At 63.7% G+C, this 14,180-nt stretch carries 15 protein-coding genes and 1 tRNA gene; 9 read left to right on the top strand and 7 right to left on the bottom strand.

Annotated elements, in window-relative coordinates; translation table 11 throughout:
- The first annotated feature begins 29 nt into the window (after window positions 1-29).
- Window positions 30-125 (top strand) — tRNA-Sec (locus ABID37_RS13335).
- Between the two features lie 62 nt (window positions 126-187).
- Here ABID37_RS13335 and pcaD read toward each other — a convergent pair.
- The 3 genes from pcaD to hmgA are packed head-to-tail and all read right to left on the bottom strand — an operon-like array spanning window position 188 to window position 3,406.
- Complete coding sequence (gene pcaD / locus ABID37_RS13330) at window positions 188-985, bottom strand: 3-oxoadipate enol-lactonase (RefSeq protein WP_435521562.1); 798 nt, start codon at window positions 983-985, stop codon at window positions 188-190.
- 38 nt (window positions 986-1,023) lie between these two features.
- Complete coding sequence (locus tag ABID37_RS13325) at window positions 1,024-2,040, bottom strand: fumarylacetoacetate hydrolase family protein (protein ID WP_354195499.1); 1,017 nt, start codon at window positions 2,038-2,040, stop codon at window positions 1,024-1,026.
- A gap of 16 nt (window positions 2,041-2,056) precedes the next feature.
- On the bottom strand, window positions 2,057-3,406 hold the full coding sequence (hmgA, locus tag ABID37_RS13320; protein WP_354195497.1) for a homogentisate 1,2-dioxygenase: 1,350 nt from the start codon (window positions 3,404-3,406) through the stop codon (window positions 2,057-2,059).
- An 82-nt stretch (window positions 3,407-3,488) separates the two neighbouring features.
- Between hmgA and ABID37_RS13315 the strand changes: the two genes are divergently transcribed.
- Window positions 3,489-3,938 (top strand): MarR family winged helix-turn-helix transcriptional regulator, encoded by a 450-nt coding sequence (locus ABID37_RS13315; RefSeq protein ID WP_354195495.1) that lies wholly within the window; start codon window positions 3,489-3,491, stop codon window positions 3,936-3,938.
- A gap of 152 nt (window positions 3,939-4,090) precedes the next feature.
- Here the strand turns inward: ABID37_RS13315 and ABID37_RS13310 are convergent, their stop codons facing one another.
- Complete coding sequence (locus tag ABID37_RS13310; protein ID WP_354195612.1) at window positions 4,091-4,549, bottom strand: Lrp/AsnC family transcriptional regulator; 459 nt, start codon at window positions 4,547-4,549, stop codon at window positions 4,091-4,093.
- A 135-nt stretch (window positions 4,550-4,684) separates the two neighbouring features.
- Here ABID37_RS13310 and hppD point away from each other — a divergent pair, with 135 nt between their 5' ends.
- Window positions 4,685-5,791, top strand: coding sequence for a 4-hydroxyphenylpyruvate dioxygenase (gene hppD / locus ABID37_RS13305; protein WP_354195493.1), 1,107 nt, complete (start codon window positions 4,685-4,687; stop codon window positions 5,789-5,791).
- A gap of 84 nt (window positions 5,792-5,875) precedes the next feature.
- Here the strand turns inward: hppD and ABID37_RS13300 are convergent, their stop codons facing one another.
- Window positions 5,876-6,493, bottom strand: coding sequence for a rhodanese-like domain-containing protein (locus ABID37_RS13300; RefSeq protein WP_354195491.1), 618 nt, complete (start codon window positions 6,491-6,493; stop codon window positions 5,876-5,878).
- 145 nt (window positions 6,494-6,638) lie between these two features.
- Complete coding sequence (locus tag ABID37_RS13295) at window positions 6,639-7,031, bottom strand: RidA family protein (RefSeq protein ID WP_354195489.1); 393 nt, start codon at window positions 7,029-7,031, stop codon at window positions 6,639-6,641.
- An 81-nt stretch (window positions 7,032-7,112) separates the two neighbouring features.
- On the opposite strand from ABID37_RS13295, the gene ABID37_RS13290 reads away from it, so the two are divergent.
- The 6 genes from ABID37_RS13290 to ABID37_RS13265 are packed head-to-tail and all read left to right on the top strand — an operon-like array spanning window position 7,113 to window position 13,097.
- Window positions 7,113-7,922 carry an ABC transporter ATP-binding protein gene (locus tag ABID37_RS13290; protein ID WP_354195487.1) on the top strand — a complete coding sequence of 270 codons (810 nt, stop codon included), beginning with the start codon at window positions 7,113-7,115 and terminating at the stop codon, window positions 7,920-7,922.
- Window positions 7,919-8,650 (top strand): ABC transporter ATP-binding protein, encoded by a 732-nt coding sequence (locus ABID37_RS13285; protein ID WP_354195485.1) that lies wholly within the window; start codon window positions 7,919-7,921, stop codon window positions 8,648-8,650. The genes ABID37_RS13290 and ABID37_RS13285 overlap by 4 nt, the downstream gene beginning before the upstream one ends.
- Entirely contained in the window at window positions 8,650-9,555 is a 906-nt protein-coding gene (locus tag ABID37_RS13280) for a branched-chain amino acid ABC transporter permease (RefSeq protein ID WP_354195483.1), read from the top strand. Before ABID37_RS13285 ends, ABID37_RS13280 begins: the two co-directional genes overlap by 1 nt.
- Window positions 9,552-10,496, top strand: coding sequence for a branched-chain amino acid ABC transporter permease (locus ABID37_RS13275; protein WP_354195481.1), 945 nt, complete (start codon window positions 9,552-9,554; stop codon window positions 10,494-10,496). Before ABID37_RS13280 ends, ABID37_RS13275 begins: the two co-directional genes overlap by 4 nt.
- A 2-nt stretch (window positions 10,497-10,498) precedes the next feature.
- Complete coding sequence (locus tag ABID37_RS13270) at window positions 10,499-11,803, top strand: NAD(P)/FAD-dependent oxidoreductase (RefSeq protein ID WP_354195479.1); 1,305 nt, start codon at window positions 10,499-10,501, stop codon at window positions 11,801-11,803.
- A gap of 28 nt (window positions 11,804-11,831) precedes the next feature.
- Complete coding sequence (locus tag ABID37_RS13265; RefSeq protein ID WP_354195477.1) at window positions 11,832-13,097, top strand: ABC transporter substrate-binding protein; 1,266 nt, start codon at window positions 11,832-11,834, stop codon at window positions 13,095-13,097.
- Window positions 13,098-13,246: 149 nt separating this feature from the next.
- Here the strand turns inward: ABID37_RS13265 and ABID37_RS13260 are convergent, their stop codons facing one another.
- Window positions 13,247-14,092 carry an alpha/beta hydrolase gene (locus ABID37_RS13260; protein ID WP_354195475.1) on the bottom strand — a complete coding sequence of 282 codons (846 nt, stop codon included), beginning with the start codon at window positions 14,090-14,092 and terminating at the stop codon, window positions 13,247-13,249.
- Between the last annotated feature and the right edge of the window lie 88 nt (window positions 14,093-14,180).

The following is a 14,180-nucleotide window of genomic DNA, read 5'->3' as shown; positions in this document are numbered from 1 at the left end:
CGTTGAAAGTCAAATAATATCAGTATCGGGGAGGGGAAGCATGCCTGGTGGCATGTCCGGACTTCAAATCCGGGTGGGGCTGCGAGCCGGTCTCAGGTGGGTTCGACTCCCACTCTCCTCCGCCACTTTCATGCAAGGAGGCGTGAGAGGCATTTGGCTCTGCACGCAATCCAGGGGCCGGTGATGTTCAGTTTCCGGCCGGCAGATCGGCAAGGAAGGCGTGCAGCAGCGCTGCCAGCGCCTCGGGCCGTTCGATACAGGGGATATGCCCGGCATCGGCAATGACCTCGAAGCGCGAGCCTGCGATGAGATCGGCCAGGCTGCGGACCAGATCGGGAGGCGTCGAACCGTCCTGATCGCCGGCGACGCATAGCGTGGGCGCGGCAATGGAAGCCGCCACACCCGTATAATCGGCCTCACGCAGGGCGACACAGGTCGCGATGTAGCCATCCACGTTCTGCCGCACCAGCATGTTGCGGCAGCCGGCCAGTTCATTGGTGCGTTGCGCGTGAAAGCCCGGTGTGAACCAGGCCTTCATCACTGCGTCGGCGATGGCCTCGATGCCGTCCTTCTTCACCGTGGCGATGCGGGCATTCCAGCTTTCTTGCGTGCCGATCTTGTGCGCGGTGTCGCACAGCACCAGCCCGCTCACCAGTTCCGGGCGGCGCGCATACAGCCCTTGGGCAACGAGGCCGCCGACCGACAGGCCGCACAGCGCCACATCCTCGATGCCGAGGCGGTCGATCAGCCCGGCAAGGTCGTCGACATGATCCTCGATCGAATAGGGCGTGGTGCCGAGATCGGAGAGGCCGTGCCCGCGCTTGTCATAGACGAGCGTCGAAACATCGTCGCCCAGCACCTCGGTCACGGCATTCCAGATGCGGAAATCCGTGCCCAGCGCATTGATGAAGACCAGATGACGGCGGCCCGCCACGGGCCGATGCGCAAAGTGCAGCGTCACGCCGTCAATATCGGTGAACTGCACTGCCAATCTCCCATAGGCCGGCCGGTACGACATTAACCTCATGCGCGGTCGTATCTGGCCACGGTCTGCTCGATGGCGCCGAAGATCGAGTGGCCGGCCTGATCCTGCATCTCGATGCGCACGCTGTTGCCGAATTTCAGGAACGGCGTTGCGGCCACTCCCTTTGCGATGGTTTCCACCATGCGCATTTCGGCAATGCAGGAATAGCCGGCGCCGCCTTCGGCCACCGGCTTGCCGGGGCCGCCGTCCAGCTTGTTCGACACCGTGCCCGAGCCGATTATGGACCCCGCGACCAGAGGCCGGGTTTTCGCCGCGTGGGCAACGAGCTGGCCGAAATCGAAGGTCATGTCGATGCCGGCATTGGCGCGGCCGAAGGGTTGCCCGTTGAGTGAAACTAGCAGCGGCAGGTGAAGCCGGCCGCCGTCCCAGGCATCGCCCAGCTCGTCGGGCGTGACGGCAACGGGCGAAAACGCCGTGGAGGGCTTGGACTGGAAGAAGCCGAACCCCTTGGCAAGCTCGTCCGGGATGAGGCCGCGCAGCGACACGTCGTTGGCCAGCATGACGAGGCGGATGGCTTCCCGCGCCTCTGCCGCCGAGGCGCCCATCGGCACGTCGTCGACGATTACCGCCACCTCGCCCTCGAAATCGATGCCCCAGGCCTCGTCGGCCATCAGGATCGGATCGCGGGGGGCAAGAAAGCTGTCCGAACCGCCCTGATAGATGAGGGGATCGGTCCAGAAGCTGGCCGGCATTTCCACGCCGCGCGCCTTTCGCACCAGCTCGACATGGTTCACATAGGCCGAGCCATCCGCCCACTGGAAGGCACGTGGCAAAGGCGAGGTCGCCTCATGCTCATGGAAGCGCATGGCGGGCTGCGCCCCGGTTTCGAGGCCTTCGGCAACACCGGCAAGGCGTGGCCCGACATGCCTCCAGTCGTCGAGCGCGACCTGCAATGTGCGGGCGATGTGACCCACCTCCGAACAGCGGGTGAGATCCTTCGAAACGACGACCAGGCGGCCGTCGCGAGTGGAGTCCTTCAGTGTCGCCAGCTTCATGCCTGCCCTTTCGCCTTCATTTGATGCCTGGGGTGCCGTCGAACTTGCGCTCCAGCCCGTCCCAGCATTCGATGTAATTGTCCTGCAGCGTCTCCAGTTCGGCGGCGAAGCGGGTCAATTGCTGGGGAAACCGGGTCTCGAACATGAAGGCCATGGTATGGTCGAGCTTGACCGGCTTCAACTCCACATTTGAAGCCTTTTCAAAACCCATGGCGTCGGGCCCGTGCGGCAGCATCATGTTGTGCAGGCTCATGCCGCCGGGCACGAAGCCTTCTTCCTTGGCGTCGTACTGGCCGTGGATCAGGCCCATGAACTCGCTCATGATGTTGCGGTGATACCAGGGCGGGCGGAAACTGTGCTCCGCCACCAGCCAGCGCGGCGGGAAGATGACGAAATCGACATTGGCCGTGCCTTCCTCGCCCGAAGGCGCCGTCAACACCGTGAAGATCGACGGATCGGGATGGTCGAAGAGAATGGCGCCGACCGGCGAATAGGTGCTGAGGTCGTATTTGAACGGCGCATAATTGCCGTGCCAGGCCACCACATCCAGCGGCGAATGCCCGATTTCGGTGACGTAGAACTTGCCGCACCATTTGACGTGTACGCGACAGGGCGTTTCCTTGTCTTCGAAGGCGGCCACCGGCGTCTTGAAGTCGCGTGGGTTGGCAAGGCAATTGGCGCCGATCGGCCCGCGATCCGGCAGCGTGAACTTGGCGCCGTAGTTCTCGCAGACATAGCCGCGGCAGAAGGCGTCGTCGCCCAGCCGCGACACCTTGAACATCATGCCGCGCGGCACGAGGCAGATTTCCAGCGGCGCGACATCGATGACGCCCATTTCAGTGAAGACGCGGATTGCGCCGACCTGCGGCACGATCAGCAACTCCCCATCGGCATTGAAGAAATAGTCGTCCACCATGTCGTCGTTGAAGAGATAGGCGTGCGCTGCCATGCCGGTCTGGGTCAGCACGTCGCCCGCCGTCGTCATGGTGCGGATGCCGTGCAGGAAATTCAGCTTCTCCTTCGGTTCCGGCAGCGGGTTCCAGCGCAACTGGCCAAGCGGCAGCGAATGGTCGTCCAGGCAGGGCGCGGTCTTCCAGTGCGGATAGGCGGCATTGGAAAAGCGCCGTGTATGGCGAACGCTCGGCCGGATGCGATAGAGCCAGGAGCGCTCGTTGGTGCCGCGCGGCGCGGTGAAGGGCGAGCCCGACAATTGCTCGGCATAGAGGCCGTAATTGCATTTTTGCGGGCTGTTCTGGCCCTGCGGCAAGGCGCCCGGCAGCGCCTCGGTCTCGAAGTCATTGCCGAAGCCCGGCATGTAGCCGGTCGCGTTGGCGAGCGTCGCCTGTTTCGTGGTTTTGTCCAGCATCGGCCTGTACCTCCCTGATGCCGTGAATTCATGATATGGTTGCAAATGTAACCATCTATTTTGTAACTATCAAAGGAAAGCGATGGCCGAGCCGTTCGATCTGGAGAGCTTTCTTCCCTATCGGCTGAACCGGGTGACCGAGGCGGTCAGCCAAAGTTTCGCGCGCGAATACAGGCAGCGGTTCCAGATGACACGACCCGAATGGCGGGCGCTGGCCGCGCTCGGCAGTGTCGGCTGCATGGCGGCGACCGAGATCGGCGCGCATTCCAGCATGCACAAGACCAAGGTCAGCCGCGCGGTGCGGGCGCTGGAGGTAAGGCGCTGGCTGAAGCGACGGCCCAACGAAGCCGATCGCCGGGTCGAGCATCTCGAACTGACACCGCAGGGCTACAAGGCCTATCGCGAGGTCGCGGACCTCGCGCGCGCCTATCAGGCCAATCTCGACCGCCTGCTGGGCGCCGGCGCCATCGAGCGTATCGAGGCTGGACTTTCAGAGGTGGAACGGGCACTGGTGAACAGACAGCAGGCGTAGGACCCTCACGAGACTTACCGGCCGGGAGGGCGGCCACGCTCCGCCATCCTAAAGCGCATCGCGATCTTTCGGATTCGCTCCTTGCGCTGTAAGTTATTGTTTTTACGCATGTCGTTATCCCGAAACCGGTCCCCACTTTCGGGCGACATGCTTTAGCCGATCGGTAAAGGTCCGGCCTGCTTCAGCGTGGTGAGGACGATGGCGGATTTCACATGCTGCACGGCATCATGTGGCAGCAGTACCTCGTTGACAAAGCGCGACAGGTCCGAAAGCCCCCGCACCACCACCTTGAGGTGATAATCCATCTCGCCGGTCAGCGAGTAGGCTTCCAGCACCTCGGGCAGGTCGTTGACCAGACGGGCGAAGCGCTGGGCGTTGTCGCGGTTGTGATTGGCGAGCGTCACCGAAATCACCACCAGCAGGTCCAGCCCCAGCCGCTCTCGGTCGAGCATGGCCTGATAGCCCTTAATGAAGCCTTCCGCTTCCAGCCGCGCCCGACGGCGCGAGCATTGCGAGGCCGACAGGGCGATCCGTTCCGACAACTCGTTGTTGGTCAGCCGACCGTCGCGCTGCAATTCGCGCAGAATCTTGAGATCGAACTGGTCCAGCATGTCGTTCACTGCATGATATTCCTTATCCGTGCATGGTTTACGCATAATTCGGCTGAAATGGGCCCTGATTGCAAGAACATTGCATCGAAACAGGCGCAATATGTGCGCGATTTCAATTCCCTGGGAGGATAGACCATGGGCCCGTTTCCGCACGATGCGCCTCCGGCCAAGATCAGCGCCGATAATCCGGCCGGCACCGACGGTTTCGAGTTCGTCGAATTCGCGCATCCCGAGCCGGAAAAGCTCTCCGAACTGTTCACGCGCATGGGCTACGTGCCCGTAGCCCGCCACAAGGCGAAGAACATCACGGTCTGGCGCCAGGGCGACATCAATTATGTGGTCAATGCCGAACCGGGCTCCCAGGCCATGCGCTTCGTCGAGGAGCACGGCCCTTGCGCGCCGTCGATGGCGTGGCGGGTGGTCGATGCGAAGCATGCCTTCGACCATGCCGTTGCCAGGGGCGCGACGCCTTATGAAGGCGACGACAAGACGCTCGACGTGCCGGCCGTCGTGGGCATCGGTGGCTCGCTACTCTATTTCATCGAGGCATATGGCGCCAAGGGCTCGGCCTATGATGCCGAGTTTGAATGGCTGGGCGAGCGCGATCCGAAGCCCGAAGGCGTCGGTTTCTATTATCTCGACCACCTCACCCATAACGTTTATCGCGGCAATATGGACAAGTGGTGGGACTTCTACCGGGAGCTGTTCGGCTTCCGGCAGATCCATTTCTTCGATATCGACGGGCGCATCACCGGACTCGTCTCGCGGGCGATCACCTCGCCCTGCGGCAAGATCCGCATTCCGCTGAACGAGTCCAAGGACGATACCAGCCAGATCGCCGAGTACCTGAAGAAGTACAAGGGCGAAGGCATCCAGCACATCGCCGTCGGCACGGAAAACATCTATGACGCCACCGACCGTCTGGCAGGCAACGGGCTGAAATTCATGCCGGGCCCGCCCGACACCTATTACGAGATGTCGCACGACCGCGTGAACGGCCATGATGAGCCGATTGAGCGCATGAAGACGCACGGCATCCTCATCGATGGCGAGGGCGTGGTGAACGGCGGCATGACGAAAATCCTGCTGCAGATCTTCTCCAGGACCGTCATCGGGCCGATCTTCTTCGAGTTCATCCAGCGCAAGGGCGACGAGGGGTTTGGCGAGGGCAACTTCCGCGCCCTGTTCGAATCCATCGAGGAAGACCAGATCAGGCGGGGCGTGATCCAGCTATCCGCCTAGTCCGGCCGATGTGGCGTGGCGGCCGGATCCCGATCCAGCCGTCCACTCCCTGAAATCACATCGACTTCGAAGCAGTGCCTCAGTTCACTCTTCTGGCGCCGATGCCTGGTCCGAAAGCCGGTAAGGCTCCGCGGAACGAAGCGCGCGGCCGGCTTTTGTCCAAGCATCGATGCCGGCCGGGAACCAGTGGACCGCCCGATAGCCCAGCCGCAGCGCCCGGTGGACGGCGTTCCAGCTCATCCAGCAATCCGTCTCGCAAAACAGGACGATGGCACGCTCCCGGTCCTGACGGGTGAGTTCGGCCAGCGCGGTTTCGAAATAGGAAAGGAACGCCGGGTCGGGGCGCCCGCGCCCCACCTCCGGCAGCCAGACGGCGTCCGGAATGATCGCGCGGGTCTCGGCTGCCGGCCACAATTCGTGCAGGGGCTCCAGCGGCAGCTTGGCCGGATGCACGTCGATCAGCACCGCGCCCTGCGCGGCCAGCTTCTCGACATCCTCCAGATCGACCGTCTTAGCGCCTTCTATGGCGGCGGGAAGCGGGGCGCGATAATGGTCGATGCGCAGCCCTGTCTCGGCATCGAACAACACCGGCTCATCGGCAAGGCAGGTAATGTGCCCGGCAAGCAGCAGGGCAAGGGCGCCGAGCAGCGCTCTTGCCCAGGGCAGGGTTGTGAATGCGGCCGTCACCTGTCGAATGGGCATTGCCCCTGCACCTCCTCCATGTAGGCTTTCTCCGTGCCACAAGGCGCTGCGAATGTCAGGCCGTTTTCCCGATCATCCATTTTTCACGAATGACGGCTGGAGGGCCAGGGTGCCGGGAAGGCATAGGGGTGCTGCGCAGCCTGGCTTAGCGGCGCTTCAGCGCGGTGACTTCAAGCTCGACCTTCATCGCTTCTTCGGCAAAGCCGCAAACGATGGTGGTATTGGTGGGACGAGGGTCCGAGAACGTCTGGCCCAGCACGCGCGAGACATCCATCACATCGGCGCGATCGGCCACGAAAACCCGCACCCGCACGATGTCGGCCAGTGTCGCGCCGGCCTTTTCCAGCGCCTGCGCGATGGTGCGCAGCGATTGCCGAGTCTGCTCGGCGGCGTCGTCGGAAATGCTGCCATCCTCGAAATTATAGCCGGCCGTACCCGATACGAAGACCCATTCGCCGTCGACCACCGCGCGCGAATAGCCGGCCATTTCCTCGAATTTCGAGCCTGAATTCACGGTCCAGCGTTTTGGCGACGACATAAACTTTAACCTCAAAGCAATATTGACTTGATCATATGATCACACCTATCCTCCATGGTCAATAAACAAGGGGAACGCAGAATGGGCGCAAGTCCGCTGCCGGACCGGAGCGTGTGCGCAGGCACGGCCGGGCGACTGGAAGTCAAGCGTGTGGAGAAGCTCTTCGGCGCCAACCGGGCCGTCGACGGGGTGAGCTTCACGGCGGAACCGGGCCGCATCACCGGCCTGATCGGCCCCAACGGTGCCGGCAAGACGACGCTCTTCAACGCCATTGCCGGTGACATTCCCATCGATGCGGGCGAGGTGCTGCTCGACGGCACCCGCATCGATAGCTTTCCCTCCTACAAGGTCTTCGAGAAGGGCCTGGCGCGCACCTTTCAGATTCCGCGGCCGTTTGCCCGCATGACCGTGCTCGAGAATGTCATGCTTGCGCCTTCCGGTCAGCATGGGGAGCGCTTCTGGAACACGTGGCTGAGGCCCGGTCTCGTCGCGCGCCAGGAGAAGGAAATCTTCGAGCGGGCGCGGGCGATCATCGAATTCTGCGGCCTGTCGCCGGTCGAACGGCAGCTTGCGGGCGCCATATCGGGCGGCCAGCAAAAACTTGTCGAGCTGGCCCGCGTACTGATGGCCGATCCCAGGATCATTCTGCTGGACGAGCCCGGCGCCGGCGTCAATCCAGCCTTGCTGGATACGATCGTGGACCGGATCGTCGAGCTCAACCGGCGGGGCCTGACCTTCCTCATCATCGAGCACAACATGGATTTCGTCATGTCGCTTTGCGACGCGGTCGTCGTCATGGCGACCGGCAAGGTGATTGCGCGCGGCACGCCCGACAGCGTCACCGCCGCCCCGCAGGTGATCGAAGCCTATCTCGGGGGCGCGGTCGAATGAGTGTGCCCTTGCTCCAGGTCGATCGCGTGGTCGCCGGCTATCGTCCGGACCTGCCCATCATCCATGGCATCTCGCTCGATGTGGGCGAAGCCGAGATGGTGACCATCATCGGCCCGAACGGCGCCGGCAAATCGACCCTCATCAAGGCGATAGCGGGCATCGTGCCGGTGTCTTCCGGCCACGTTTCACTGGCCGGCCGCGACATCACGCGGTTTCCCACCCACGCGCTTGCCGGCGCCTCGATCGCCTATGTGCCGCAGACCAGCAATGTGTTCACCACGCTGACGATCAACGAGAACCTGGCGGTCGGCGCATCCTCCCTGCCCAAGGCGCACGCGTTGCGCCGGGTGGAACGCGCCTATGAGAGCTTTCCGGTGCTGAAGGACTATCGTCACAAGAAGGCGCGCGTTCTGTCGGGCGGCCAGCGCCAGATGCTGGCCGTGGCGCGCGCGCTGCTCACCGAGCCGCGGCTGGTCATGCTGGACGAGCCGAGCGCGGGGCTCTCGCCGCTGATGGTGTCGGAAGTGTTCCAGCGCCTGAAACTGCTGGTGGAGACCGGCGTGGCGATTCTCATGGTCGAGCAGAACGCCAAGGCAGCGCTCGCCATTTCGCACCGTACCTATGTCTTTGCCGAAGGTCGCAACCGGATCGACGGGCCTTCGCGGGAGATCGTCGAAAATCCGGAAGTCGCATCCATCTATCTTGGCGCGGGGGGGCGCAAACGCTGATGCTGCAAGCTCTTGCCGACGGAATCCTCAGCGGCTCGATCATCGCGCTCGGTGCGGTGGGCCTGACCCTCACCATGGGAATCCTGCGTTTCGCCAATTTTGCCCATGCCGAACTGGTCACCTGGGGAGCCTATATGGCGCTGGCCGTGCTGGGGCTGACCGGCGCGTTCCTGGGGCCGATCGGGCCGTTCTCGTTCGGCATACCGCTTATACTGGCGACCCTGGTTGCCGCCGGGCTCACCTCGCTGCTGGCGCTGGCCATCGACTGGCTGGTCTACCGCCCCTTGCGCAACCAGACCAACCATCTCACACTCGTCTTCGGTTCCTTCGGCGTATCGCTTCTGGTGCGCATGGTGATCCTCCTGCTGTTCGGCGGTGCCGCGCAATATTACTCGCGCACCTTGCAGATCGCGGTGCCGGTGATGCCTGGCATGCGCATCCTGCCGGACCAGATGTTTACCCTGGTCACTACCGCGGCCATCGTCATCGGCCTTCACCTGTTCCTGCAAAAGACGCGCCTTGGCCTTGCCATGCGCGCCCTGGCCGAGAATCCCGAACTGGCCCGGGTCAATGGCCTGGATACGCGCATGGTGGTGCGCTGGACGTGGGTGATCGGCGCCTCGCTCGCCGCCGTGGCCGGGGTGCTTTATGGGCTCACTGTCCAGCTTCGTCCCGAGATCGGCTTCCATCTCATCCTGCCGCTGTTCGCGGCGGTCATCCTCGGCGGCGTGGGCAATGTCTTCGGGGCGGTGGTCGGCGGGCTCATTGTCGGCCTTGCCGAATCCTTCGCCGTGCTCATCGTGCCCACCGGCTACAAGATGGCCGTGCCTTTCATCATCCTGCTTCTGGTGCTCTACGTGCGCCCCACAGGCATCTTCCCGGGAACCGTAGGAGGCCTGAAATGAGCGGGTTCGCGGCCTACATCGTCTTCTTCCTGATCATCGTGCTCACCTATTCGATCGTCACGATGGGCCTCAACCTGCAATGGGGATATACGGGCCTGTTCAATGCTGGGGTAGTGGGCTTCTTCGCCATCGGCGCCTATGGCACGGCGATCCTGATCGGTCCCGACCGGGCCCAGCTCATCGGCGGCTTCGGCCTGCCGTTCCCGGTCGCCGTGCTGGGCGGCATGGCGTTCGCCGCCCTTGCCGCCCTCATTGTCGGACTGGCGACCTTGCGGCTGCGCGAGGAATATCTTGCCATTGCCACCTTCGGCATCGCCATAAGCATCCAGCTCGTGGCGCTCAACTTCGAGGCATTGACGGGCGGGGCCCAGGGACTGGTCGGCCTTCCAAGGCCCCTGTTCGAAACCTTCGGGTCGCCCGGCAGCTACAACCTCTTCTATCTCTGCGTCGTCGCCGTCATCGCTGCCTCGATTTACTTCGCGCTGGAAGTCGCTGTCCGTTCTCCGTGGGGACGTATGCTCAAGGCCGTGCGCGAGGACGAGGTGGCGGCCCGCTCGCTCGGCAAGAACCCGGCCGCGATCCGTTTGCAGGTCTTTATCCTCGGCTGCACGTTGATGGGGCTAGCCGGCGGGCTCTATGTCGGTTTTATCGGCTACATAAGCCCGCTCGACTTCCTGCCGATCCTCACCTTCCAGATCTGGGCCATGCTGATCGTCGGCGGCAGCGGCAACAATCTGGGCGCGATCGTGGGCGCGGCCGGCGTTTGGGGCCTGTGGACGATGAGCGGGCTGGCCATCAGCCGCCTCCTGCCGGTCGCCTATCAATCGCAGGGCGGCGCCATCCAGGTCATCCTGATCGGACTGCTGATCGTGTTGACCCTGATCTTCCGCCCGCGCGGCCTGATCGGCGAGACGCAGGCCGTCTCGCGGCACACGAGATAGCGATGGAAGCGCGGCCTCCAGACACCTTATGGCGTCGCACCGCGGGAAGCAGGCCCGTCCTTGGCCGGCTCGACCGCAATGCCGAGGCGGAGGTGGTTGTCATTGGCGGCGGCTTTACGGGACTTAGCGCGGCGCTTCATCTGGCCCGGCGCGGCGTCGAGGTCATGCTCGTCGAGGCTCACGAGATCGGCTGGGGTGCCAGCGGCCGCAATGCCGGCTTCGTGGTTCCGAATTTTTCCAAGGCGGATCCTGCCTCGGTCATGGCGCGGCTCGGACCAGACAAGGGCCGGGGGCTGCTCGAACTCGTCGGACGCGGCGGGGAGCGCGTGTTCTCGCTGGCCGAGGAAGCAGGGCTCGGCCGCCAGGCGGAGCAGAACGGCTGGTTGCAGCCCGCACATTCGGCCGCCACGGCAACTGCCCTCCGCCAGAGGGTTCGCGACTGGCAGGCGCTCAGGGATACCGTGCACTGGCTGGATGCCGGGGAAACGGCCGCCCGCACGGGCATGGGCATCTATCATGGCGCGCTGGCGGATTCTTCCGGTGGCATGATCAATCCGCTCGCCTATGCCTGGGGTCTGGCCCGATTGGCGCAGGCAGCCGGCGCGCAGCTCGTCGAGGGAACCCTCGTCACCGAGGTGACGGAGGCCGGCGGAGGCTGGCGCGTCGAAACCGCAAGCGGCCTAATCCGCGCCCGCAAGGTGGTGCTGTGCACCAATGCCGATGACAAGGGCGTGGCGCACCGGCTGGCACGCCAGGTGATCCCGCTCCAGGTCTACCAGATCGCGACGGAGCCGCTTTCCCGCGCTGTCACCGATCGCTTCTCGCCAAACCGGGAGCCGGTGTCGGACACGCGCTCAAACATCTTCACCTTCCGGCTGGACGCCGACAACCGGTTGATTTCCGGCGGCATGGCCATCGTGCCCTGGGGCGCGGAGACGCGCATGGGGCAGCGCATCGCCCGCCGGCTGGCGCGCGAGCTTCATCTCGCATCTGTGCCACGGGTGGAGAATGTGTGGCGCGGCACGGCGGCGGTGACCACGGATTTCCTGCCGCACATATACCGGCTGGGGCCGGGATTTCTCGGCGCCACCGGCTGCAACGGCAGGGGCGTGGCGATGACCACGATGTTCGGCGAGGTCCTCGCCGATGCACTTACCGGAACCGCGCCCGACGATCTGCCGGTGCCGGTCTCGGAACCGGTTCCCGTGCCGATGCGCGCCCTGGCGCGGGCCGCGCCGTCGGCCTTCCTGGTTCAGGGCCTTTGGAACGACTGGCGAACGACAAGAAAGAAGGCCGCAAAGTGCTGAACACTCCAATGTCGAAAGGGGAAATAGCATGAAACATTTCATCGCATCCGCCGCCATAGGCGCGGGCCTGCTCATGGGCTCGGCAGCCGTGGCGAACGCACAGTCCTGCGAGGTCGTCGTAGGATCGGTCCTGTCCATCACCGGCTCCATGGCCTCCATCGGGTCGGCCATCGGCGACGCCGGAAAACTGGCGGTGGACCAGTTCAACGAGGCCGGAGGCGTCAATGGCTGCACCGTCAAATATGTGCTGCGCGACGATCAGGGCTCGCCCAATGTGGGTGTCGACGCGGCCAAGACGCTGGTCGAGATCGAGCGCGTGCCGGTGCTGCTCGGCGCCATTCAATCGGGCGTCTCGCTGCCCATTCTCACGTCGGTGACCGTACCGGCCAACGTCACCCAGATCTCGTGCTGCTCCAGCGCGCCGTCCTTCACCGCCCTGGCCAGGGAAGGCGGCACCAAGGGCTTCTGGTTCCGGACCCTGCCCACCGATCGTCCGCAGGCAGCCGTGCTCGCCAAGATCGCGGCCGATCGCGGTTACAAGAAGCTCGCCATCATCCATGTGAACTCCGACTACGGCGTCAGCCTCGCCGGCAGCTTCAGGAAGGATGCGGAAACGCTGGGCATGACGGTGACCAACATGGTCGCCTACAATCAGGAGCAGGCTTCTTATCGCGCCGAAGTGAACGCTGCCCTCCAGGGCGAGCCGGAAGCGCTGGTTCTGATCGCGTTTCCCGCCGACGGGGCGACGGTGACCCGCGAATGGATTTCCTTCGGCGGCCCGCAGAAATTCGTTTTCAGCAATGCGCTGCGGGCGGATGAATTCGTGGAAGCGGTGGGCGCGGATTACCTGACCGAAGCCTATGGCATCGACAACGCCCAGGTCGAAGGCGAGTCGGTCACCACCTTCAACAGCGACTGGCAGGAAAAATTCGGCAGCGAACCCAACGGCCCCGGCCTGCACACCATGTATGATGCTGCCGCCGTGGCGTTGCTGGCCATGGAACAGGCCGGCGAAGCGACCGGCACGGCGATCCGCGACAACGTCCGCAAGGTGACGAGCGGCGACGGCGAGCAGATCTTCCCCGGCGTGGAAGGCTTCAAGAAGGCCAAGCAGCTTATCTCGGAAGGCAAGGCGATCCGCTATGTCGGCGCCACCGGCCCGCTCGAGTTCGACGAGAACGGCGATGTCGTCGGCCCCTACCTGATCTGGGGCGTGAAGGACGGCAAGCTGGTCACTCTCGACAAGTGGGACAATGAAAGGGTGACGGCAACGATCGGTGAGATCGGCCAGTAAGAAAAGCCGGGGCATCGGCCGTTTGCCGCCGGTGCCCCGAAACGGTCAAAGCATGTCGCCCGAAAGTGGGAACCGATTTCGGGACAACGATATGCGTAAGAACAACAACTCAAAGCGTAAGGAGCGAATCTGAAAGATCGCGACACGCTTTAGAGGCCCATCTGGGTGCGCACGGCGCGGTTCAATTGATGGCCGGGCTCGGCCAGCGCATCGAGGACAATGGTGATATGATTAGTTTGAGGCACAGGCATATGCGAGACGGTCGCGCCGCAGCTTGTCGCATGCTGCGCGAAGGCGGCCGACTGCTTCAGGAATTCCACCGTTTCCTCGCCGCCGACCGTGACGATCAACGGGCCGGCAATATCGAGCTTCCTGTAAAGCGGGCTGAAGGCGCGGATTTCTTCGTCGGTCAGGAGAAGCGCGTCGTTCTGGAAGGAGCGCAGGACCGGGTCCAGATCGAAGATGCCGCTGATCGCGGTTGTACCCTTGATGACGTTGCGCGGCAGTCCGTAGCCGTCGAGCCACGTGCGGTCGGCAAGCTCGGCCACCAGATGGCCGCCGGCCGAATTGCCGGAAATGAAGATGCGGTCGGGATCGCCGCCGAACTGGGCACAGTTCCTGTAAGTCCAGCCGACCGCCATGCGGCAGGCGTCCACCACGTCCGCCATGCGGCATGCGGGCATGAGCGGATAGTCGACAACCACCAGCATCGCGCCGAACGGCACGAAGCCCGGCACGAGGAAGCTGAAGAGATCGGCATCCAGCGAGCGCCAGAAGCCGCCATGGATGAAGATTTGAACCGGTGCCGGATGCCCCTTGCCTGCGTGCGGGAAGATGTTCAGCTTGCGGCCCGGCGCGTCTTCATAGGGGATGCCCTTTTCGGCGTCGAAGGCAGACAGTGCCGCTTCCGCGGCCGCCGAGCGCCGTGCAAAGAGAGCGTCCAGGTTTTCCACGTCGTCCAACGAGAACTGGCGGTCCATCTCTCTGTTCGACATGCCGCCTGCATCTCCTGCGTATCATCTCTGCCCGCGGCAACCCTAGAACCCGGACTATCTGCGGACAAGATGGGTCAGCTCGCCCACA

It is taken from the genome of Aquamicrobium terrae, assembly GCF_040545735.1.
GTDB lineage: Bacteria > Pseudomonadota > Alphaproteobacteria > Rhizobiales > Rhizobiaceae > Mesorhizobium > Mesorhizobium terrae_A.
The sequence above is the reverse complement of the archived record's forward strand: the minus strand, read 5'-3'. Positions and strand labels throughout refer to the sequence as shown.